Source organism: Cytobacillus sp. (assembly GCF_032154635.1).
Lineage (GTDB): Bacteria > Bacillota > Bacilli > Bacillales > Cytobacillaceae > Cytobacillus.
The window spans coordinates 1-20,630 of sequence record NZ_JALDXW010000053.1; the positions used below are offsets into that span (position 1 = coordinate 1).

22 protein-coding genes are annotated in these 20,630 nt (G+C 35.5%); 9 read left to right on the top strand and 13 right to left on the bottom strand.

The features are described from left to right. Nucleotides 1-37: 37 nt before the first annotated feature. Nucleotides 38-1,039: a DJ-1/PfpI family protein gene (locus tag RUH74_RS21975; protein ID WP_396230146.1), complete on the top strand. Its 1,002-nt coding sequence runs from the start codon at nt 38-40 to the stop codon at nt 1,037-1,039. Nucleotides 1,040-1,055: 16 nt separating this feature from the next. Next, nucleotides 1,056-1,670 carry a DUF2306 domain-containing protein gene (locus RUH74_RS21980; protein ID WP_313804274.1) on the top strand — a complete coding sequence of 205 codons (615 nt, stop codon included), beginning with the start codon at nt 1,056-1,058 and terminating at the stop codon, nt 1,668-1,670. Between the two features lie 172 nt (nt 1,671-1,842). Here RUH74_RS21980 and blaOXA read toward each other — a convergent pair whose 3' ends face one another. Continuing rightward, the gene (blaOXA, locus tag RUH74_RS21985) at nt 1,843-2,670 is read right to left on the bottom strand and encodes a class D beta-lactamase (RefSeq protein ID WP_313804277.1); all 828 of its coding nucleotides are present in this window, start codon (nt 2,668-2,670) and stop codon (nt 1,843-1,845) included. Between the two features lie 122 nt (nt 2,671-2,792). Here blaOXA and RUH74_RS21990 point away from each other — a divergent pair, with 122 nt between their 5' ends. The 4 genes from RUH74_RS21990 (at nt 2,793) to RUH74_RS22005 (ending at nt 5,664) form a co-directional block, all read left to right on the top strand. Further along, entirely contained in the window at nt 2,793-3,101 is a 309-nt protein-coding gene (locus tag RUH74_RS21990; RefSeq protein ID WP_313804280.1) for a GntR family transcriptional regulator, read from the top strand. After that, entirely contained in the window at nt 3,095-4,132 is a 1,038-nt protein-coding gene (locus tag RUH74_RS21995; RefSeq protein WP_313804283.1) for an aminotransferase-like domain-containing protein, read from the top strand. The genes RUH74_RS21990 and RUH74_RS21995 overlap by 7 nt, the downstream gene beginning before the upstream one ends. A 38-nt stretch (nt 4,133-4,170) precedes the next feature. After that, nucleotides 4,171-5,085, top strand: a complete 915-nt coding sequence (locus RUH74_RS22000) for a helix-turn-helix transcriptional regulator (RefSeq protein WP_313804286.1) — start codon at nt 4,171-4,173, stop codon at nt 5,083-5,085. Nucleotides 5,086-5,163: 78 nt separating this feature from the next. Beyond that, nucleotides 5,164-5,664 (top strand): DinB family protein, encoded by a 501-nt coding sequence (locus tag RUH74_RS22005; protein WP_313804289.1) that lies wholly within the window; start codon nt 5,164-5,166, stop codon nt 5,662-5,664. Nucleotides 5,665-5,780: 116 nt separating this feature from the next. Here RUH74_RS22005 and RUH74_RS22010 read toward each other — a convergent pair whose 3' ends face one another. From RUH74_RS22010 to RUH74_RS22020, 3 genes are all read right to left on the bottom strand, one after another. Continuing rightward, a complete protein-coding gene (locus RUH74_RS22010; RefSeq protein WP_313804292.1) occupies nt 5,781-6,794 on the bottom strand; it encodes a DUF3231 family protein in 1,014 nt (337 codons plus the stop codon). Between the two features lie 293 nt (nt 6,795-7,087). Continuing rightward, nucleotides 7,088-7,720: a type 1 glutamine amidotransferase family protein gene (locus tag RUH74_RS22015; protein WP_313804295.1), complete on the bottom strand. Its 633-nt coding sequence runs from the start codon at nt 7,718-7,720 to the stop codon at nt 7,088-7,090. A 72-nt stretch (nt 7,721-7,792) separates the two neighbouring features. After that, the gene (locus RUH74_RS22020; RefSeq protein WP_313804298.1) at nt 7,793-8,758 is read right to left on the bottom strand and encodes a helix-turn-helix transcriptional regulator; all 966 of its coding nucleotides are present in this window, start codon (nt 8,756-8,758) and stop codon (nt 7,793-7,795) included. Between the two features lie 450 nt (nt 8,759-9,208). Here RUH74_RS22020 and RUH74_RS22025 point away from each other — a divergent pair, with 450 nt between their 5' ends. Beyond that, nucleotides 9,209-9,877 (top strand): N-acetylmuramoyl-L-alanine amidase family protein, encoded by a 669-nt coding sequence (locus RUH74_RS22025; protein ID WP_313804301.1) that lies wholly within the window; start codon nt 9,209-9,211, stop codon nt 9,875-9,877. Nucleotides 9,878-10,034: 157 nt separating this feature from the next. Beyond that, nucleotides 10,035-10,874, top strand: a complete 840-nt coding sequence (locus tag RUH74_RS22030; RefSeq protein ID WP_313804304.1) for a polysaccharide deacetylase family protein — start codon at nt 10,035-10,037, stop codon at nt 10,872-10,874. Between the two features lie 298 nt (nt 10,875-11,172). Here RUH74_RS22030 and RUH74_RS22035 read toward each other — a convergent pair whose 3' ends face one another. The 5 genes from RUH74_RS22035 to RUH74_RS22055 form a co-directional block, all read right to left on the bottom strand. Then, nucleotides 11,173-11,601, bottom strand: coding sequence for a YhfM domain-containing protein (locus RUH74_RS22035; protein ID WP_313804307.1), 429 nt, complete (start codon nt 11,599-11,601; stop codon nt 11,173-11,175). 164 nt (nt 11,602-11,765) lie between these two features. Further along, nucleotides 11,766-12,335, bottom strand: coding sequence for a delta-aminolevulinic acid dehydratase (locus RUH74_RS22040; protein ID WP_313804334.1), 570 nt, complete (start codon nt 12,333-12,335; stop codon nt 11,766-11,768). 1 nt (nt 12,336) lies between these two features. Further along, nucleotides 12,337-12,780, bottom strand: coding sequence for a DUF4275 family protein (locus tag RUH74_RS22045; protein WP_313804337.1), 444 nt, complete (start codon nt 12,778-12,780; stop codon nt 12,337-12,339). Between the two features lie 90 nt (nt 12,781-12,870). After that, nucleotides 12,871-13,260 (bottom strand): DUF5071 domain-containing protein, encoded by a 390-nt coding sequence (locus tag RUH74_RS22050; protein WP_313804310.1) that lies wholly within the window; start codon nt 13,258-13,260, stop codon nt 12,871-12,873. 125 nt (nt 13,261-13,385) lie between these two features. Continuing rightward, nucleotides 13,386-14,441, bottom strand: coding sequence for a DUF1835 domain-containing protein (locus tag RUH74_RS22055; RefSeq protein ID WP_313804313.1), 1,056 nt, complete (start codon nt 14,439-14,441; stop codon nt 13,386-13,388). A gap of 139 nt (nt 14,442-14,580) precedes the next feature. Here RUH74_RS22055 and RUH74_RS22060 point away from each other — a divergent pair, with 139 nt between their 5' ends. Next, on the top strand, nt 14,581-15,327 hold the full coding sequence (locus RUH74_RS22060; protein WP_313804316.1) for an AAA family ATPase: 747 nt from the start codon (nt 14,581-14,583) through the stop codon (nt 15,325-15,327). Between the two features lie 245 nt (nt 15,328-15,572). On the opposite strand, the gene RUH74_RS22065 is transcribed toward RUH74_RS22060, so the two are convergent. The 4 genes from RUH74_RS22065 to RUH74_RS22080 all read right to left on the bottom strand — a co-directional run bounded on the left by RUH74_RS22065 (nt 15,573) and on the right by RUH74_RS22080 (nt 19,945). Continuing rightward, nucleotides 15,573-15,704: a hypothetical protein gene (locus RUH74_RS22065; RefSeq protein WP_313804319.1), complete on the bottom strand. Its 132-nt coding sequence runs from the start codon at nt 15,702-15,704 to the stop codon at nt 15,573-15,575. A 36-nt stretch (nt 15,705-15,740) separates the two neighbouring features. Then, the gene (locus RUH74_RS22070) at nt 15,741-16,622 is read right to left on the bottom strand and encodes a helix-turn-helix domain-containing protein (RefSeq protein WP_313804322.1); all 882 of its coding nucleotides are present in this window, start codon (nt 16,620-16,622) and stop codon (nt 15,741-15,743) included. A gap of 287 nt (nt 16,623-16,909) precedes the next feature. Further along, the gene (locus tag RUH74_RS22075) at nt 16,910-17,830 is read right to left on the bottom strand and encodes a GNAT family N-acetyltransferase (protein WP_313804325.1); all 921 of its coding nucleotides are present in this window, start codon (nt 17,828-17,830) and stop codon (nt 16,910-16,912) included. Between the two features lie 141 nt (nt 17,831-17,971). Beyond that, nucleotides 17,972-19,945, bottom strand: a complete 1,974-nt coding sequence (locus RUH74_RS22080; protein ID WP_313804328.1) for a S9 family peptidase — start codon at nt 19,943-19,945, stop codon at nt 17,972-17,974. Between the last annotated feature and the right edge of the window lie 685 nt (nt 19,946-20,630).

Sequence of the window (20,630 nt, forward strand, 5' to 3'; positions counted from 1 at the left end):
GTATGGGGTTAGAAAATCAAAGTTTCTCATTTTTTCCATTTGGTGCATTGTTTTGTTTGATGGATTTGATTTATTAGACGCTATTGCTCCTTTTGAAGTGTTTACTGCTGCTGCAATGTATTCAACTAAGGAAGTAACCGTTAAATTTGTATCTGCTGAGGGGAAGCGAATGGTGACAAGTGGCGTAAATCACCTACAAGTTCAAGCAAGTGATAAACTTGATTCAAGCGGTAAAGGAATCATCCTTATCCCGGGAGCATCTGGTTCAGTTCATGATAAGGGACCAGATTCGGTGCCAGTTAAATTACAACAAGCAATGGAGACAGAATTAAGTCATTTACTAAGGGAAGCTATGAAGAATCCAAATATTTTGCTGTCCACCGTTTGTGGCGGCTCCCTTATATTAGCAATGAGTGGTTTATTAGAAGGCAGGCATGCCGTTACCCATCATATGGGAATGGAACTTTTAAGTGCCACAGATGCTATTCCCGTTAAAGCACGCGTTGTAGATGATGGTCATTTGATTACCGGGGGCGGTGTGACATCGGGATTAGATGTTGCCCTTTATTTAGTTGAGCGAGAGTTAGGTCCCCAAATAGCACACGCTATAGAACAATTATTTGAATACGAACGAAGAGGGAGCGTTTGGAAGGCTGAAGGAAATTCACCAAAAGTATTCAAACATCAAAATCCTATTGAAGTCACAAGACCATATACGACGGGTCTATCGAATGAAAGGAGCAATTTTGAAGGGATATGGGATACCACGATATCCACCCCTATCGGAAAGCTTTCCGTATTGTTTGATTTATCTACAAAAGATGGACAAATAGTAGGAACTGCCAAGCAGGGAGAAGAGATTGCTGCTTTAGACAACCCTATTTTAGAAGGAAATCAATTAAAGTGGACCATGAAAGTAACTAAACCGATACGACTTACATTAAAATTTATCGTTTCAATAGATCAGGATCAAATGTTTGGTGAAGCAAAGGCTGGCATGCTGCCGTCTTCTAAATTAATTGGACATCGCATTTCTTAAAAGGCGCGTGCAGAAAATGAAAAAATTCATTCAAACAGCTATTTTAATCATCTCAATCCTATGGGTATTTCATACATTTTCTGAAAATTTTATGGTTGACCCTAGTTTTGAAAAATTCATTTCTAGAAAGGACCTCATTCTGACAGATAAATTGCTATGGACAATAATGATTCGTATTCATATTGTGCTGGCTATTTTTTCACTTCTTACTGGTCCATTAGGGGTGATAAAAAGAATTCGCGTTAAATCTAACAATTTTCACCGCTGGAATGGCCGAATTTATGTGTTGTCTATCCTATTAAATTTCATTCCCGGAGTCTATGTCTCTTTCTTTGCAACAGGAGGCTGGCCAAGTACACTGGGGTTTCTAATTTTAAATACATTATGGCTTGGAACAACGATCCTTGGTTACTGGTATATCAAAAAACAAAAAATAATTCTACATAGTCAATGGATCATTCGAAGTTTCTTTCTATCCTTTGCGAATATAACTATTTATATCATTGTAGCCATTACTCATCACGCAATGAATTTTCCGTATGGAAATACCTATACGATAGCAGTCTGGCTATGCTGGATCCTTAATCTTATTATTGCTGAGATAATAATTAGAAAAAAATTTTTCTTATAAGAAAGAAAAGAGTGAAATAATAAACCATGTTCTCTAACATCCACAGAAGAATCTTAAATAACCAAAGAGACCGTCTACTATTGACGGCTTCTTTGGTTTAAACATTTTTTAGAAACCTGTTATCCAGATAAACTTCTACTTCCTCTGATATCCACTATGGATAGTAAGGTCCTTATCTGATAATGCCCTTCTCCTTCAGTACTTCCACGGCAATATTCTTCGCTTCTGTTCCAGATCCGTCAATATTAACAGCAAATACCCAGATTCCTTTATCATTCTCTACAAAACCAACGTACCATCCTAATCCCATATCTGACAGCCTTGTCCCTGTTTTTCCATGCAGAGTAAAGCCGTCCTGTTCATCCTGAATCATCATCCTTTTTACTGTTTTCTGATTTTTCTCATTAAACGGGAGCTCTTCTTCTACAAGATCTTCCATGAAGTCAACTTGTTCTGAAGCCGAAATTTTCAAGGTGCTATCAAGCCAGAACTTATCAATCTCACCTGAAATATCACCGTTTCCATAACCTATTTGATTGATATAATTTTGCATCTTATACGTACCAATATCCCTTGCCATGTCTTGATAATACCAAATGGCTGACTCTCTCATTGCGGAAGATAGTGAGTGATCCCGATTCCATCCTTCGAACTCCCTAATCACTCCATCCCAGCGTTTCACTTCATACTCGTCTCTTACTGCACCTGTTTCCAGCCCGATTAAAGAATTTGGCACTTTAAAAGTTGATTCAGGAGTGAGCTCCTTTGTGCTTCTTTCACGGTTATATACATAAATATTGTCGTTTTTTAGATTCTTAAGTACCATTGTTCCGTCTATTCCATTGAATAATCCTTCAATCATTAGTCTCTTTGTTTTTAGAACTTCTGCATTCGTTTCTGCTGATAGCCCTGTGAAAACTAGAATCATAGAAAAAAAGAATAACGCTGCTAATCGATAGAGATTTTTGGTTGAACCTCCCTTACGCTTGTAAACTTTCATAGTAAAAGCCTCCTTATTTGCTGAATTTGTATAGCTCATTTATATTATATGGGAATCTATTTTTACGAAAAGATGTTAAATTTGCCATCTGTACCCATACAGAACAAAGTTAGGGAGATATTTTGGAGACAAAATACCAAGAAATCATGAAAGAGATTCTTAATCGTATTTCAGACGGCCGTTTTAATCCTGGGGATAAATTACCATCTATCCGCTCACTTTCAGATGAGTTTGACTGTAGTTTAAACACAATTGTAAAAGCCTACAGTGAGATGGAGAAGGAGCACAAAATATATTCGGTTCCTAAAAGCGGTTATTATCTCCTTGGCAGCCGCCAAACTGAAAGTCGTTCTTCTGAAGAGATCATAGATTTTTCATCTGCCGGTCCCGATCGCTGGAATATGCCTTACCGAGACTACCAGCATTGTTGAACCAGACGATTGAACTCTATAAGGAAGAAATGTTTCAATACTCTGAACCGCTTGGATTACAAAGTCTTCGAAATCAACTTGCACAGCAGCTGCAGGATTTGCAGGTATTTGCTTCTTCAAAAAGGATATGTGTTGTATCAGGCTCTCAGCAAGCACTCGATCTATTAGTCTCACTCCCATTCCCGAATGGAAAAGAAGAGATCTGTGTTGATCAGCCAACCCATTTTAGTTTTATCGACTCAATCACTTCTCGCGGCTTAAAAGCTATCGGCATCGAAATAAGTCAGAATGGCATTGACCTTGATTATTTAGAAAAAGTATTTAAGGAAAGATGCATCAAATTCTTTTATACAGTCTCAAGGTTTCAGAATCCAACAGGCTATAACTACACAAATGAGGAAAAAAAGAAAATCGTGAAATTGGCACAGAAATATGATGTGTACATAATCGAAGATGACTATATGGGAGATCTCGATACAAAAAGAAAGGCAGATCCGATGTTTGCTTACGACCCATCCGGGAGAGTGATTTATACGAAGAGCTTCTCAAAGGTCTTATTGCCTGGCTTAAGATTAGGAATGGCCGTCTTGCCTGAAGAACTGTTGAAAGATTTTTCAAGGGCAAAATTTGCAGCTGACGTGCATACACCTGTCCTGACTCAAGGTGCTCTTGAAATCTACTTAAGCAGCGGAATGTATCACGCGCATATTCAAAAGCTTAGACGACAATATAAGAAAAAAGGCACCATACTCAAACAGGCCTATCTCGATCATCTCCCTTCCGAGGCCTCATTTACAGGCGGTGACTCCGGTTTCTACTCGACAATTAAACTTCCTAGCGGAATGAAAGCAAAGCACCTTGTGGATCATCTCAAAAAGAAGAATGTACTCGTTCAGGATGCAACGAATATGTATCTCCCTGAGTATAAGAAGGAAAATCGAATACGGTTGAGCGTATCACAGGTGGAGGATCTGAAAATCCCGATTGGAGTGAGAAGGATTGGGAAAGGGATACGAGATTTACAACGTTAAAGGCCGCTTAATCCATTATTGAGGGAAGGAAAGTAGAATTGAAATTAGAACGTTTAATATCCATTATATTCAAGCTCTTAAATCATGAAATTTTGTCAGCATCTAGTTTAGCTGATGAATTCCAAGTATCATCTCGGACCATTTATAGGGACATCGAAACTATTTGTGCTGCTGGAATACCAGTCGTTTCTTATCAAGGTTCTAACGGAGGTTTCGGTATCATAAAAGGATACAAATTTGATAAAAGCTTAATCGGTTCCTATGACATCTTGAATCTAATTACTGTATTAAGCAGTTTATCACGTATTTTTGAAGATAAGGAAGTTGAACAAACGATAGAAAGATTAAAAACATTGGATACAAGCGGCAACACTAGTGCTTTATTAGTTAACTTGGAAAGCAATAAAACAGAACCGGCTTCACTAATCGATCTGCGAAAAGCTATACAGGAAAAAAAGGTGATCCGCTTTGATTATGTAAGTAAAAAAAATGAAATTACATCACGTGAATTAGAACCTGTTCATCTTCATTATAAGTTTCGCAGCTGGTATGTATATGGTTATTGCAGAGAACGTCAGAATTATAGAGAATTTAGAGTATCACGTATGTTGAATATCAATCTGACACTAGAACAGTTCCTGCAAACTCACGAAATGAAAGGTGATTCATCTTATTCAAATTTTGATCTAGATGGATTTGAGGATGTAGTAATCCGGGTGAATCCTAATTCCTTAGCAGAAGTATTAGACCAATTCCAAAATTCATCAAAGGTCTTTAACAGTGATGGAAGTATGACACTTACAATTTCTATTTACCAGCCTCTGCATGCTGGATGGCTTAAATCTATTCTTTTAAGCTTTGGCAGCGGGGCTAAAGTTCTAAAGCCTGTGGAACTGCAATCCATTTTATTAGATGAGGCAAAAAAAATAATGAAAGTTTATAAACATGTATGACAAACTGCTGTCATATATCTTTTTTTATAATACAAATATCAACTGTTACAAAAACAGATATTAAGGAGTAGATGTTAAATGAACCATGCAAAAAATATGTATAAGTATCATGTTTGGGCTAATAAGGTGCTACTTGAAAGAATAAAAGAATTACCAAGTAATGTCCTATATGAAGAGGTTAGTAGTTCATATCCAACGATTGCTCAAACGTTTAGTCACATCTATGTAGTAGATGTTATGTGGTTACAAGTACTTAAAGGAATGGATATGCAAGAAGCTTTGACAGCTTCTATGGTTCTCCAAGAAAAGTCTAATTTATATTCCGCAGATGAGTTTGTTAAATCTTATGAGGAATTAGCTTTACAATATGAAGATTGGATCAATAATCATAACGATTTTGAACAAAAGATTAATTTGAATAATCCTTGGACCGGTGCTAGAGAAACGGCATACTCGGAAATGTTATTTCATGTTGTTAATCATGGTACTTATCATCGAGGGAACATAACGACGATGTTAAGACAACAGGGGTACGCTTCGGCAATGAATGACTTCGCTTTATATTGGTACCAGAGTTAAGACAAATTATTCCTATCATAAAGAAAGAGCGCAATTCTTAGCTGCAGAATTGCGCTTTATAGTGGAGTACACTTCATTGCATATTTTTTACTTACTCATTTAACGGTTTAGATTTTTCAATCAACTGCACTTGGTGGTTGTTCAAACCAGCCTTTCTCAATCATTATTTTTGCTGCATCTTGAACAAAACTTGCATTTTTCAATAACGCATTACTATGCTTTAGTGCTATGTCATGTCTGCCATTGACAGCAGCTGCATTTCCAAAAGATCTTAACTTAATTGTAAACATGTCCATCTTATGGAATAGCATTAACTTATCAGAAAACGGAGAAAAAGTAGATGTTGTGATTAAGTCATTAAGAGAAGATGGAGCAGGCAAATTTTCTTTTTCTAACATTTTCCTATCTGTTTCAATATTTTTTTTGGTAATGTCTTTTCCTCTTTCAAATAACTTACGAATCTCTTCATCCTTTACTACTTGGGCAAATGCTGTGATGAGTGCCTTGCTCGTTGTATTATTTTCAATAATATCGTAAAAATGAGTAATTTCTAACGAATGCATTGGTCGTACATCTCCAAAGAATCCATTTAAAAAATCCTTATGAACGAATATCACTTTTTCAGGAACGGGTATTAATGGAGGCTTAATGATCAACCCCTTATACATTAATATATCTTTAATTTGACCCATTAAGTCCATAGTGGAATCCATACAGTATCTGAAAAATTCTTCTACGTCTTTCCTATATACGAGCGGGATAGCAACATTGTATATGCTCATTCCAGCTTTTGCCGTATATTTTAAGTAATGGACATAAAATTCATCTTGAAATAAACGAGGTGCATGTATATTTACGTCAGCCTCAGTAAAACCATGAGGAATAGGAACGTTCTCTTTTGTGAAAATATCGTAAGTTATTTTCAAAAATTCTTCACTTAGTAATAATGCATTTTCCAGTAATGCTTTAATATCCTTATCTTCAACATGCTGAAGATAATATCTCAAAATGCATTTCCCCATACTGTTTCCCATATAGGTAGCCCAAAGCTTACCTAATTCGGCCGATGTTAGTTTTTCGGTCATGTTTGTTTTATCTGCATTTAATTGAATTGGTTTAATCTTTTGCATGATATTACCTTCATTCCTTTTTTATTGCCTAGTGTTTCCTTCAATCCATTTCATATACTGAATGGCACTTAATATATTTACATATAATTAAAAAGTCCCTCTCAATTGAAAGGAACTTTTTGTCTTATTGGAATAGCTTATTCTTGTTTTCATCATCAGATTTATAATGTGTTATTTCTTAATACAATATTTGCTTCTATAGTCTGATTACATTTTCCTTCACAATCTCCATCTAATTAAATAAATAGCCTATTTAAGTTAGGTAAAAAAAATGCTAAATTGATTTTTTTAGCTCAGCTATTTATTGAATCTATTAACTGGAAGAAATATTCAGGTTGATGAGTTTTATTTAAGTTATACCATGCTTGTAATGTGTCAGGTGCAAATACATCTAATGTTTTTAGTACTTCCATCGTAAATTCCAGCGGTGCTATCCCTGATGCAGTAACTAAATTCTCACTAGCTACCACAGGTCCCATCTTATAAAATAATTCGCCTTTATAATTAGGACAGACCATTTTAATATACTCTAAGTCATTGCTTGTATGTTTTCTAGAATCTAAGTATCCCCTATTCGCAAGTGCCTCCGTTGCACCGCAAATTGCAGCAATAATCGTACCAAGCTTTAAAGCTTCGCCAATTCTTTCTAAAATAGGTTGATGAATATCTTCTCTCCAAGTAGTCCCGCCAGGTAAGATTACAAGATCTTTACTCTCTAGCTTACATTCATCAAGGGAAATATCTGGTTGGATGCTCAGTCCTCCCATTGTAGTAATCCTTTCTTTATTCGCGCCAACTGTAATTACTTTTAAAGGTGCTAAATCTTTTTTAAAATATCTTCCTGTGTTCAGTTCAGCAATTAAATAGCCATATTCCCAGTCTGACATTGTATGAAATACATAAAGATAAACTTTTTTTGTTTGCATCCAATAACACTCCAATCACAAGTAATATAGCCTATTATAAAATGACTTCCCTGACAGCTAACGTCAGGGAAGTTATCCTTTTTGATGAAATTTTATGAATTCCGACAGAACTTCAATAAGTTTTTGCTTAAGATTTGCCGGCTCAATTATTTGAATAGATTTACCATACGGTAAAAGTAAATGAGGTACATATGTAAGAATCATGTCTTTTTCAAGAAGAAATCTGACTTGATTCGATGTCCGTTCTTGTAAATAATGTCCAAGAAACCAATGATGGCAAATATCATCTAACGCCCATGGATCCCCATTAATAACCAAAGGGATAATGCCTTCCTTCCCTTCTATAGTTGGAAGGAGGTTTTCCATAAAAAAGTCACGTGCTGAAAAATTTTCTGGTTGTTTAAACGTATTTTCAGTTTGCATTATGCTTTCAATTCGATCGACTCTAAAGCTGCGGATCTCATTCCTAAGATGACAAAACCCAATTACATACCACCTTTTATTCCAATAAATCATTCTGTACGGATCAATCAATCTATAGGTTGATTGTTCCTTGCTATTTTTAAGGTATCGAATGTTTACAGCATATCCGTCAGTTACAGCCTGCTCTACTTCCTTCAAGATAGGCTCCATCGTGAGGGAATTTAATTGACTGATGACTTCAAGACTAGTTAAACGTTGGTTTATCTTTGTTTTCTGTTCTTGATTTGAATAGTTGCTTAGCTTTGAAATAGCTCTATTTAGCGCTTCACCTCCATAATATCCGGCTTCTTCTGCAAAAACAGCAGCGTGAAATAATGAGGTTTGTTCCTCAAAATCAAAAAAAAGAGGAGCTTCAATAAAATTTTTCAATAAACTGTATCCACCATTATGACCTGATTCAGAAATGATAGGTACGCCACTTGTTGTAAGTGTATCTATATAACGATACACAGTCCTTATATTCATTTCTAACCTTTCTGAAATTTGTTTTGCAGTAATTTTATCATTTGAATTAAGCATCCATAGAATCGCTAGTATATTGTCGATTTTAGGCATATTCAATCCACCTTTATACGTAAGTTTATTATTTAAATTTAACACATCGGGCTTTCTGATTTGCTAGAAGAAATTCAAAAATTTTCAATATCCCCCCACCTCAACCTAAATATAATAATTTTTAATAAATATTCATTCTTCTTTTGCTAAAACAATAGACAATTCATGGTCATACGCTGGTTCCTGGACTTGTCCTTTCACAAACTCATTCCTAAATACAAGGAATAATTGTAATTTTATTTATTTGAGCTGCCCGTTCAATGGCCTTTGCCCGGTTATTGAGCGGGGCTTTTTTTGTTTGCCTGATTCATAAAGCATATTCATTCATATTCTTTAAATATTATCGACAGTATCTTCACCTCATCTTTATTTCTCTCTATTAATCTTTAAAAAGTACAAAGCTGCTTTGAAATAGAAGTAAAGGAACGACTATAGAAAGAGGGAAGAAACATGAAAAAAATGATATTGAGCATGGCATTGATCTTGTTTTCCAGTCTAGTACTATCCGCTTGCGCAAGTAATTCTGATGACAAAGAAAAAAACGAAAGCCATCCTAGCAGTAAAGTAAGTAACACAACATATAAGGTAGTCATTGATCCAGGACATGGCGGTACAGATGTCGGTTCTACAGGCTCCAGCGGCAAGCAAGAAAAAGATTTTACTTTGAGTGTGTCGAAAAAAGTTGAAAAAATATTGGAACAGGAACCTCAAATAGAAGTTTTTATGACAAGAACGGATGATAGCTTTATATCGCAAGAAAGCAGATTCAGGCCAAAGTATGCCAATAAACTAAATGCAGATGTATTTATCTCTATTCACGGAAACACATTTTCTGACCCTAGTGTTTCAGGTACGGAAACGTTTTATTATCACAGTAATTCCTTCCGTCTAGCTGAGATCTTACAAAAACAAGTCGTTGAAGCTACCGGATTTAGGGATAGAGGGAAAAAGAAGGGAGATCTATTTGTTGTAAAGGATACGAAAATGCCGGCAGCTTTAATAGAAGTAGGATATTTAACGAATCCCCAGGATGAATCAAAAATGTGGACGGATGATTTTCAATCCCGCGTTGCCGCTTCGATTGTAGAGGGTATAAAAGAATACATATCCACAAAATAGGGGATTTCCGAGAATCTATTAGCCTATGTGAAAATATGTAGAGTGTGTAGTACAGATTATGTTGTTCTTTACAGGAAGTGAAGGTTTACGAGCAGGAATCAATATTTTTTCTTTCCCCCTGCTCTTAAGTTGTTTTAAAGTGAGGACGTGATGAAATATGGAAGGTATACAACATAACCGTTTGAAGAAAAGGAAACTAAAAAAAACATTTAATATATTGCTTGTGTTCTTTATGATACTATCTAGCTTTTTGATATTGTATCAATTTATGAAAAGTCCTTCTCCCTCCCAAAAGGTGCAAGGGGATCCACTCGAAAAAAATATAGAAAATAATCTATCCCAAAAAGAAAACAAAATAGAGAAAAAGGTTCAGAGTAAACAAAATCAAAAGGTCGTATATTTGACCTTTGATGATGGTCCAAGTATATGGACAAAAGGCTTTCTCGATGTATTAAAAGAGTATGGAATCAAGGGGACATTTTTTATGCAGGGAGCCCATTTAGAACATGCTGCTTACCAGGCGGATGTAAAACGTGCAACAGAGGAAGGAAATTATGTTGGGGCACATAGTATGACACATGATAATACCAAACTGTATAAAAATAAACAGTTTGTGCCTGAAATGAAAGAAACGCTACAGCTCATCCACGATATTACTGGAACAAGCCCACAGCTTGTACGCCCTCCATATGGATCTATACCGGGCTTGAAAGATAATGCCATTCTGCAACAATTAATTGAAGAGGAAATAAAAGTTTGGGACTGGACTATTGAATCACTAGATTGGAAGTATCAAAATGATCCAAAAAGGATTATGAAAAATATTGAAGATGGTACGAAGAATAATATAGAAGTAGTTCTTTTACATGAGAAAGAAGCAACTTTGAAACTTCTTCCTGAGATTATCACATTTTTTAAAAATGAGGGATACAGCTTTGGTGTTTATAGCGATGATGCTCATTTTCCATGCAACTTTTTGTCAAATAATCAATTATAGAAATCAATTAAACTAGAAAGTTAAGGCAGGAACAGTTTATTTTTTTGTACCTGCCATTTTATGTGTTCAATTAATCCTATTTCTAACTATCCAAGTTTATTACATGAATGAAGAAGTTTAGTGGTGGAATGGTCTTTAAATTTTACTCAACAATCTGGCCGGATTGTTGAGTAAATATTTGTTGGTATATAGGTATTATGTAACTTGAGCCATATAATATGAAGATTTTACTCTCGGTTTGTTAAAGTATTTTCTTTCCTACGATATACAGTTTAGAACAACTCATAATGTATGGTGTTCACTTTTCCGAAAGAATCAGCTTTCTTAACTTATTTGTCATTTGCGGAGAAGTGAGATATACGGAGTCATCCATTATATACATAAACGTACTTTTCTCATCTTCCTTCCCTAGCCATAAATGAATGCCATGTGTTGGCAGTTCCCCTTCGTATTCCACCATTACGTCGTACTCAGGCTCAGATATATCTGCCTTCCCTGGCTTCTTTATCGCTGTGGTTATTGCCCTTTCAAAAATATCCAAGGATTTATTATCTTTGAAGGATAAAATAATATCTTCATTCATTTCTCCAAATCCGTTTGATTTTGATATTTTTACTTCTGAAACTTTTTCATCTAAAAGTACCATCGTTTCTGCTTGCTCTGTTTGGCAGGCTGTCATTGTAATTACAGCCAATATAATTGATAAGATAGAAAATATGGCTCTCATGCTGCTCCTCCTTCTATCCAGCCATTCCATTTAAATGTTGTGGAAAAGGGTCGTCTGCTAATTGACCCTTCACAGCTAAATAAGATGCTGCCTCCTCAACATGCAAATGTAAATCGGTCATCTCAATTGGAATCAATAAACATTTAAAACTAAAACAAAGAAGTTTAGACAATTGTATTTTGAGATACAAATAGTTGATACATTAAGCATTCTTCATCAATCGATTTTGCAATTTCAAACGCTTCCTGCTGATTTTTTTTATTGTTAATCATCTCGTACATAAATCGAATCACAAACATTAACGCTGAATTCCCATCTATATAATCATCTGGCGCTATATAGGTATGACAGCCGCATTCAAGGAATGCATTCGCTAATTTTTCTTCGCCTAACGTACATCCAGTTGCAATGACTTTACTATTTTTTAAATTTGTATATCTCTTTACATCATGAAAATCAAAAAACTCTCCTCTTGGTTCATTAGTTTCATAGACGTCTTCTCCCAATTCGGGCATGCACAATCTTCCCTCATCTCCGTGAAATACGAGAATTAAATAATCACACCTTGTATCCAGCTCTTCACCAGATAGGACATCAATTAAATCATTCGGTCTCCCAATCCAATGGACGGTCACCCTTGCGCCAAAATATTCAAGTGTAGAACGCAAGGCATACGCCTCCATATCACTATTAGGTCCAACAGCTAATGTAATATACAGCTCTGGTCTGCTCACTTTAACCCACTCCTTTTTCTTTTCTACTGAAATATGGACCACACCAGCCTGTTTCATGGGTTCTGACATAAGTCCAATTAAACTCTTTATCTACAACATATACATCTTTTTCATTTAAAAAATCATCTGCATTTAAAGATAAAGCATTTTCAAGAATCAATGCATCATCTATGTGTTGATAAAAAACATAACAGAATTTCTTTATTTCTTTGTTAAACGCAATGTCAGCTTGCTCTTCTTTATAACAATTCTTTTTCTCATAACTAAATAGATGCCAAAGATAGCCACATAAACCATCTATGTCACAAAGATATATAGACTTCTTTTCATTTTCACTAAGATGATTTGCAAAATTGCCTTCCCATTGTTTTCGCAAATACGATCCCCATTTAGGTATTTCAGTTATCTTTACTTTTTTCTTTTCAAGCATGGATACTAAATCCATCATCGTTTCCAAAACAGCACCTACCTGCTATATATTAGTCAGAGTACCCTCTGATTTTTATATGTTTTACCATTATTCTTAACTCCGCATTCATTCAATCGTCCGTAAGATCTCCATTGCTATTTCGTCTAGTTCTTCTAATTTTTCTCCCGCTGTAGGTCTTTCAACAAGATTTATTAATTCACTTTTTAAATCCATTCCTAACCCTTCAGGTAACCTTTTGACCAAAATTTCTAAACACCAATACTTCCATACATCATCATTTGTACATAAAACCTCTTTAATAAGCGGAACAATGTCATTTGGAAATGTTATAAGCAGCTCTGCAACCTCATGAGCAATCGGCCAATTCATGTCCTTAACCCATTCCATTAAACCTGGCAGTAACGGCAAGAGCTCTGTTCGATCCATCTTCTTTAGTTTATACACTTGATCAAAGTCATGCTTATTTTTTGGTAGATTATCAGAGTAACTATTCATTATGCCCCTCATCACTCATAAAGTTTCTTCCTGAACAGTATGCATTTCTGCAATGTCATAGCGTCCACACCACAAAATCTGAAGCCAATACTGTAACTATATACTTCTTGTATTACAATGTACCCTTACTGCTGTAAACGTACACTATAAAACCGCATCGCTTTCAAATTCCCTTCCATCTCAAAAACACCCTTTTCTATCAGTTTTCTTAACCGATACTCGAAAAAGGTATCCCCCATATATTGGTCTAAATGCCCGATTACTTCTCCAATTAATCTTGCAGATTTCATAAACACTTCTGGTTCTTTTGCACGTTCTCGCTCAATCTGAAGGTTTTTTGCCGTATTTATCATATATTGATCATAGTAGTCTTCTTTGACACTCTCTATCTTTCCATTTTGCCAAATTCGCAAAGTTTTCTCGGTGTCTGCTAGAGCGATCCACTCTTCTTCAAGTGCCTTCCTTTCTTCATTTGACAAATATGCATTTAATTTACTTTCTTCGTAAATCACTTGTAATTTTTCTGGGGTGATTTCTCCGGTCTTTATAGCCGTGTATTCGATATCAGGCCGATTAAATTTTTCCGCAAACATTTTTGTTGAATTAATCACTTTAATGTCATTCATTTTATTCTTTAATAAGTACAGAACATATCGCAGCCCTGTTTGTTCATGGGCATTTTCAGCCACCCATATGGTAATTGGCACATCCTCTGGAATCGATTGAATTTGATTCATCGTCTCATAAAAATTCTTTTGAAAATCTCGAAAGTCATCATGCTCATCATTCATAACCTTTTGCATAAAATCAAATCTTTCTTCTTGTCCTGCCTTTTCATGCAGCTTCCGGACAGGACCAACCGAGAACATGTCCCAAAATGAAATGACCTGTTCCTTTTTAGATATGCCCATTTTCTTTAAAGCATATTTTAAAGACCCTGCAGGAGAATCACCGAAAAGAATATGGATCCTATGAAAATTCACCTCTTGGCTCCTTTCCATCCGTTCTCTTGATATTTCGAAAAACGTTTCGTATATATTTTTAATATCGCTAATAAATTCTGTCTCCGAATACTTTGTTTCTCGCAAAAGATTCATTCTTAGAAGAACGTGAAAGAGCAGAGATTTCGCTTCCTCTTCTGGCAGTTCCTTGATCGCTTTTTTCAACTTTTCTATTTCCATGCACTGGTCCTCCTGAATATCCCCTATTAACTTAAATCTATTGGTAAAATCAATCTATTAATTATTATTTTATGTTATTATTTGGTATTAAGAAAGTCATTTGTAAAATACTTCAAAATAAATACAGAGGTGTTGTTTTATGGAGGAAAATCAATATATAAGAGGTTTACAACTTAAACGTGACAGCATCGCTTCTTTCAATAAATACCCCTTCCATTTACCTAGCATTAAGACATTAGACGAACTTTCCTTTCATCCAAATGTCACTTATTTCGTTGGCGAAAATGGGATGGGCAAATCAACCTTATTAGAAGCGATTGCGATTGCTGCTGGATTTAATCCTGAAGGAGGTTCCTTTCATTTTAACTTTACAACCTTTAATTCTCACTCCCCGCTAGAAAAATATATTAAGCTGATAAAAGGAATCGAAAGGCCCCAGGATGGATTTTTCCTCCGAGCAGAGACCTTTTATAATGTGGCAACGAACATTGAGGAGTTAGACAGGGAACCGGCATCAGGTCCAAGAATTATTGATTCGTTCGGCGGCGTATCACTTCATGAGCAGTCACATGGAGAGTCCTTTTGGGCAACCTTTATGAATCGTTTTCGCGGAAATGGCATTTATTTATTAGATGAACCTGAGGCTGCCTTATCGCCAATAAGACAGCTTTCGATGCTAGCCCACATTCATGAATTAGTCCAACAAAATTCGCAATTTATCATTGCTACCCATTCTCCAATCATCATGTCCTATCCAAATGCTAAAATTATCGAACTTACGGAGGAAGGAGCAAAAGAAACGTCCCTTGAAGAAACAAATCATTATAGCATCATGAAGCAATTTTTTGATAATAGAGACAGATTGCTGCATCATTTATTGAAATAGTAGCCTATAGGTATCCTATTCAGCCTGTCATTTTCTACATTTGCTTTTCTACAGGCTGAATTTCTTCATTGTATCGAATGGCTACTCTTTACTTTTTTCCTTCGCCTAGCTATGTAAACTATTCCAGCTGCCATACAAAGAATAGCTGCTATTCCGATCCCTCCGAAATGTAAAAAACTTTTCATTAAAGCCATTAAAATATTCAATCCTATCGACTCCCACTCATCAAAAGATTCATTTGCAGGTTACCCAATGGATAAGATATCTTTCAAAAATTGAACAAGCAGATTGCCTGCAAAAAATTTTATAGCGATTATTGCTGCCGCACATAGGATACCTATTCCTACTCCAAGCGTTTGTTTTTTGGAACTAAGCATATATCAGCCTTCCTTTCGTAAGATATAAACTGTAAATCATTCCTCAAAAGATAAGTTGACAGGCTCATCCAAAAGCTCTGCTGAAAAATCAATGTTGGTTGTTGGTGTTTGCTGATCAACTTCCTCAAATTTAAGCTCATCTATCCAAACTTGCCCATTTCCTGAAAGTAACACGCCAAATGCGATGACTGCACTATTTTCCGGCACATCTAAAACAATGTGATAATAATTCCACTCATTGCTCCCTACAATTGGACGGTCACCCATATTATCAAATTGCAGCACATCCCCTAGGGAATCATCGACACGCATCCAAAAGCCACAGAATCCATCCACATCGCGAGACTTTATAAACCCTGAGAGCTTTAGCCTTTTGCCAAGATATTTCTCAGCTTTAAATTCCTGCATCATTGTTGCAAATTCACCTTGAGAATGAACCGTGACAGATTTTAAAAAGCCAGATGCCCTCCCTTTGTGAAAGGTTTCTCGATCAATACCCATCTGATAGTTAAATGGATGACTTCCGCTTAATTTCCACCCTTTTAATAGCTGTTCATTTTTCAACCTAATTTCCTCCTTTTGTAAAGTCAATTTACTCATAAGTTTACGATAGTGTCTTGGCGGCAAATGATAAAATTTCTTAAATGAACGAGTAAATGATTCTTGCGTTTCAAAACGATAATAAAGAGCAATATCGATAATCTTTTCATCTGTATAAAGCAGCATATTGGCTGATTTAGCAATCCTTCTGTACCGAATATACTCAGATGCAGTCACGCCAACCTCTTTTAGAAAAATACGATGATAGTGATACTTTGAAAATCCAGCAAACTGTGCAACATTTTCTAGTGATAGCTCTTCATGTAAATTCTTCTCTATATACTCAATTGATTTTTGGATGATGGGACTGTAGCTCATTTCTTGAACCTCCTTACTAATAGGATAACAAAAGAAAGCATGATTTTTTTTGACTTATCTTGCTTTGTTTAAAAGAACCATCAATTTTTTACAAAAAGAAGAGGATTACTCTCCCTCTCCTTCGTTTAGTCCAGTCATTCGTTCTTCTTTATTTCTTACTAAGTCTTGTTGGTGAAAATAAAAAAGGACTCTCTTTTTGAATGAGAACCCTCAATCTTAAGCTTCAGCTCTGTTCTTATGATACCGGTGGACCGAACCCCACTTTATACACACTTTTGACAAAATGATTAATAAAGCTCTATAAAAAATCTTTTTTCCTCATCCGTTACCTCAAATCCGACTGATTTGTATAAATTTAACGCTTTTTCATTCTCTGTATCTACCATTAATTTAGCTTCTTTCAGCCCTTTTTCTTTTAAATAAGTTAGTGCCGTAGTCAGAAGGAACTTCGCAATACCTTGTTTGCGCCATTGTTTTCTGACAAACACGTCTTCGATAACGCCCATTTCATCCTCTTGCCAGGCCATCGCACTACCGATGATATCCCCATTTTCCCTAATTGTAATGGAAGTCCAGAATTGGTTGTTTTTGTATTCGCGTAATCTATTTATGCCTAATTCAGCATCCGGCCAGATTTCTGCCTCAACCTCTAAATATTCTTTTTCCTCTTCAATCGTACTCATCTTCCAATAATCCCATTGTAAACCCGGTTGCAACAAGTTAATAGATTCAATCCGTTTTTTTAGATCCCTGCTCATCGTGTATAATGTGTTTAAATGCTTAAAACCTTTTTCCTCTACAAAAAATTGATTATTCCTTACCTCTGTTCCAAAATTCCCGACACATAAAATAGTTTCATAGTTTGCAGAAAGTAATTGCTTGATTTCTAATGCACGATTGTATAGTTTTTCATATAGTTCATTATATAGTTCATAATCTGATTCTTTTTCAGGCAATACTTTTAAGTTCAAGTAGATGGTATGTTTACTCTCATGCAGAGAGCCATCCTGAACCGCATTAATCACTTCCACTTGACCTTTTCCAACCATCTGTTCATTTTCGAAGGCACAGTATACATTCTCCCAATTTTCCTCTGGACCAATCCACCAAAATACTACCTTCTTGCCCTTTGTAACAGCTTGATAAAAATCACCTAATAATGGCATATCCGCTTGTTGAAAATTTCTAATTACAGTTGAACGCATCATCCTATTATCTCCTTTATTAAAAATTCAGATATTTTTAGCAAGTAAAATATTTCTTTTACCATAAGCTCCCGTATCCTACCTGGCCTTTTTTATGAAGGTTATTCTATCCTTATGTATCTTGAAAAGATAACCATTTTTTAATCATAAAACCCGAAAATCTTTCATACTTTCTCCAAGAATATAGTGGGAGAACCACACCAAATTCTGCTTCATAATAGCTACATTCATTCCTGGCTGGTCAGGACTATATGCCATTCCTTTGAAAATAATTAATTCTGTATCCACTTCCATATCCTTTAATCCTTGATATAGCTCATATGCATTGGGAGTTGGGACTCTTGCATCCCTTTCGCCATGTTGGATTAGAGTAGGAGTACAGGCTGATTTAATATATGTCATTGGTGATGTTTTAGCATAGATCTCTGGATCATTCCATGGATTATTTCCTAAATACATCCTGATAAAGTAAGGGATATCTGTATTTACATAATGGGTACTCCAATTAGTAATTCCACCTCCAACTGAAATAGCTTTAAATCTACTACTATATGTAGAACAGAAAGCTGATATATTTCCCCCGTTGCTCCATCCCATAACCCCTACTCTATCTTTATCTGCAATCCCTTTATCAACTAGTTTATCCACTCCAGATATAACATCATCGTAGTTAGCAATTCCCAGTTTTCGATAGTTTGCTTTTAAGAATGCATTCCCATAACCAGAACTTCCTCTGTAGTTTGGTTCTAAAACGATAAAGCCTTTTTCGATAAACTGTTCAATCGGATATTTCTCATTAAAACAGTCTGAAAATATCGGAAAGGATGCCCAAGCTGGACCACCATGGATGACCACTAATAAGGGATATTTTTTATTTGCGTCAAACTCTGCTGGGGTTGATAAAACTCCCTCTATTTCAAAACCATCACTGCTTTGCCATGAGATGACTTCCCTGTTGCTTTTAAGCTTTCCTTTGAAAAAGCTATTTTCATTCGTTATTTTTTTATTGTCTAAATAGATTTCAAAGGTTTCATTTGTCATAGCCTTATTATAGGATAGATGATTTCCATCCCTTGTTATCGAAGCTTCCATGATAAAGCTGTCTGCTTTTTCGCTTAACATTTCCACAGTGCCATTCTCAGATAACAATCCAATAAGATAATTCGTTTTATTCTGCCATCTAATTAAAATACCTTTAGCTGTCCACCGTAATGGAATAACCGTACTATCAAAGTCTGTTAAAGGCTGAATTACCTCACCATTATTCATATCATAGATCTCTAGTGTACTGTCTTGTATATGGGTCTTATAGTAATCCCTCTCCCTAATGCTTGCTGAGTAACATATTTTGCTGCCTTCAGGAGAAACGCAAACGCTCCCTCCCAATAACTTATCTATATTCAGCTTTTCTAGCTCTCCAGCTTTAATATCTAGTATGTATAGCTCTCCATTCATATAATCTTCCATATTTGGGCTTGGTGCAGCCATAAAGACAATCTTATTCCCATCATTTGAAATATCAAATTCATGGATATGAAAATCCTTCCCATCAGTTAGTTGATAAACAACGCTATTTTGGTATTCAAATTTATCATCTTGTATCACTTGTTCTATTTCAATGTAATATAAACAATTATTCTCGTATTCCTTACCTACATGATGGAAATCTCCATATCGTTCCTTACGTTTCTTTATCGCCTCCGATTCTTTTGACTGTGCAACATAATAAAACCCCTTGCCAGTAGGCTCCCATTTAAAATTGCTGACTCCTTCGTTTTCATTAGTAATTTGAACCCCACTATCACCATCTATTGATTTAACAAAGATTTGATTTTTCTTATTATCTCCGTCACCAACTGGGCTGAGGTATGCGATATTTCTAGAATCTGGGGACCATAAAGGGTCTGTACTAACTATATTCCCAGTTGTTAATGGGTAACACGGCCCTTTATCTTTTTCATATATCCAAACATGATTTCTATACTTATTGTCTTTCCAGTTAGCTGTCCTCTTGACAAAAACTACGTTTTTTCCATTATCACTTATACTTGTACCTGATAAGGCTGGTAATGATATAATTTCTTCTATACTTAGATATGTTTTTTCATTCATCTTCATTCATACTTCCCCTCGTAACTATAAACAAATAGGGTATAATCAAAAAATTAATTTCTTGTAATTGTGCATCAAGCTCGTGATGATGTAACTTTGTAAGGATTCTCATTTACTTTCAAGACCTTACTCATTTTCTTTCCCCTTCGCCGATTTTATTACTCTAGAATATAATTGGACCTTTTACTATAAAACTCCTTTATTTACTTTATTCTGTATCAAAATCTACGTTTCAATAGTTCAAACTGAACGAACTGAAAGGGAAATTTCGCCAACTGGTCTATTTACTTGAATAAGACCAATACCTCAACCTCATTTCTTGCAATTTCATAAGCACCTTTACTCATCTCCATTGTAATCTTCAAAGTTATTGCCTCATCTGTCTTTTTATAACTATAACAACACAAAAAATGGCAGCTGAGTTTTAGCAATATTATTAGCAAAACACTTACAGTTAATCGTCAATGATTACGCCTACTCATAAACTGCCTTCCTCCCTATCTTGCGCAAAATTTTAAAAAATTTCAGTGAAGAAAATTTCATTATTAATCATTACAAAAAACCGTTCCCCACATTGTGAGAAACGGTTGATATTACGTTATTATTCACGTTAAAATTACTGTTTGATACTAAAAGTTGATACCGGTGGTCGGGGTCGAACCGACACTCCAGAAGGAACACGATTTTGAGT

What these genes read in the sequence shown, in the direction of transcription:
- RUH74_RS22080 (WP_313804328.1), bottom strand. Translation starts at nt 19,945, where the DNA reads ATGAAGATGAATGAAAAAACATATCTAAGTATAGAAGAAATTATATCA.
- RUH74_RS22005 (WP_313804289.1), top strand. Translation starts at nt 5,164, where the DNA reads ATGAACCATGCAAAAAATATGTATAAGTATCATGTTTGGGCTAATAAG.
- RUH74_RS22045 (WP_313804337.1), bottom strand. Translation starts at nt 12,780, where the DNA reads ATGGATTTAGTATCCATGCTTGAAAAGAAAAAAGTAAAGATAACTGAA.
- RUH74_RS22035 (WP_313804307.1), bottom strand. Translation starts at nt 11,601, where the DNA reads ATGAGAGCCATATTTTCTATCTTATCAATTATATTGGCTGTAATTACA.
- RUH74_RS22010 (WP_313804292.1), bottom strand. Translation starts at nt 6,794, where the DNA reads ATGCAAAAGATTAAACCAATTCAATTAAATGCAGATAAAACAAACATG.
- RUH74_RS22015 (WP_313804295.1), bottom strand. Translation starts at nt 7,720, where the DNA reads ATGCAAACAAAAAAAGTTTATCTTTATGTATTTCATACAATGTCAGAC.
- RUH74_RS22055 (WP_313804313.1), bottom strand. Translation starts at nt 14,441, where the DNA reads ATGGAAATAGAAAAGTTGAAAAAAGCGATCAAGGAACTGCCAGAAGAG.
- RUH74_RS22060 (WP_313804316.1), top strand. Translation starts at nt 14,581, where the DNA reads ATGGAGGAAAATCAATATATAAGAGGTTTACAACTTAAACGTGACAGC.
- RUH74_RS22030 (WP_313804304.1), top strand. Translation starts at nt 10,035, where the DNA reads ATGGAAGGTATACAACATAACCGTTTGAAGAAAAGGAAACTAAAAAAA.
- RUH74_RS22020 (WP_313804298.1), bottom strand. Translation starts at nt 8,758, where the DNA reads ATGCCTAAAATCGACAATATACTAGCGATTCTATGGATGCTTAATTCA.
- blaOXA (WP_313804277.1), bottom strand. Translation starts at nt 2,670, where the DNA reads ATGAAAGTTTACAAGCGTAAGGGAGGTTCAACCAAAAATCTCTATCGA.
- RUH74_RS22050 (WP_313804310.1), bottom strand. Translation starts at nt 13,260, where the DNA reads ATGAATAGTTACTCTGATAATCTACCAAAAAATAAGCATGACTTTGAT.
- RUH74_RS22070 (WP_313804322.1), bottom strand. Translation starts at nt 16,622, where the DNA reads ATGAGCTACAGTCCCATCATCCAAAAATCAATTGAGTATATAGAGAAG.
- RUH74_RS22065 (WP_313804319.1), bottom strand. Translation starts at nt 15,704, where the DNA reads ATGCTTAGTTCCAAAAAACAAACGCTTGGAGTAGGAATAGGTATCCTA.
- RUH74_RS21980 (WP_313804274.1), top strand. Translation starts at nt 1,056, where the DNA reads ATGAAAAAATTCATTCAAACAGCTATTTTAATCATCTCAATCCTATGG.
- RUH74_RS22025 (WP_313804301.1), top strand. Translation starts at nt 9,209, where the DNA reads ATGAAAAAAATGATATTGAGCATGGCATTGATCTTGTTTTCCAGTCTA.
- RUH74_RS22075 (WP_313804325.1), bottom strand. Translation starts at nt 17,830, where the DNA reads ATGATGCGTTCAACTGTAATTAGAAATTTTCAACAAGCGGATATGCCA.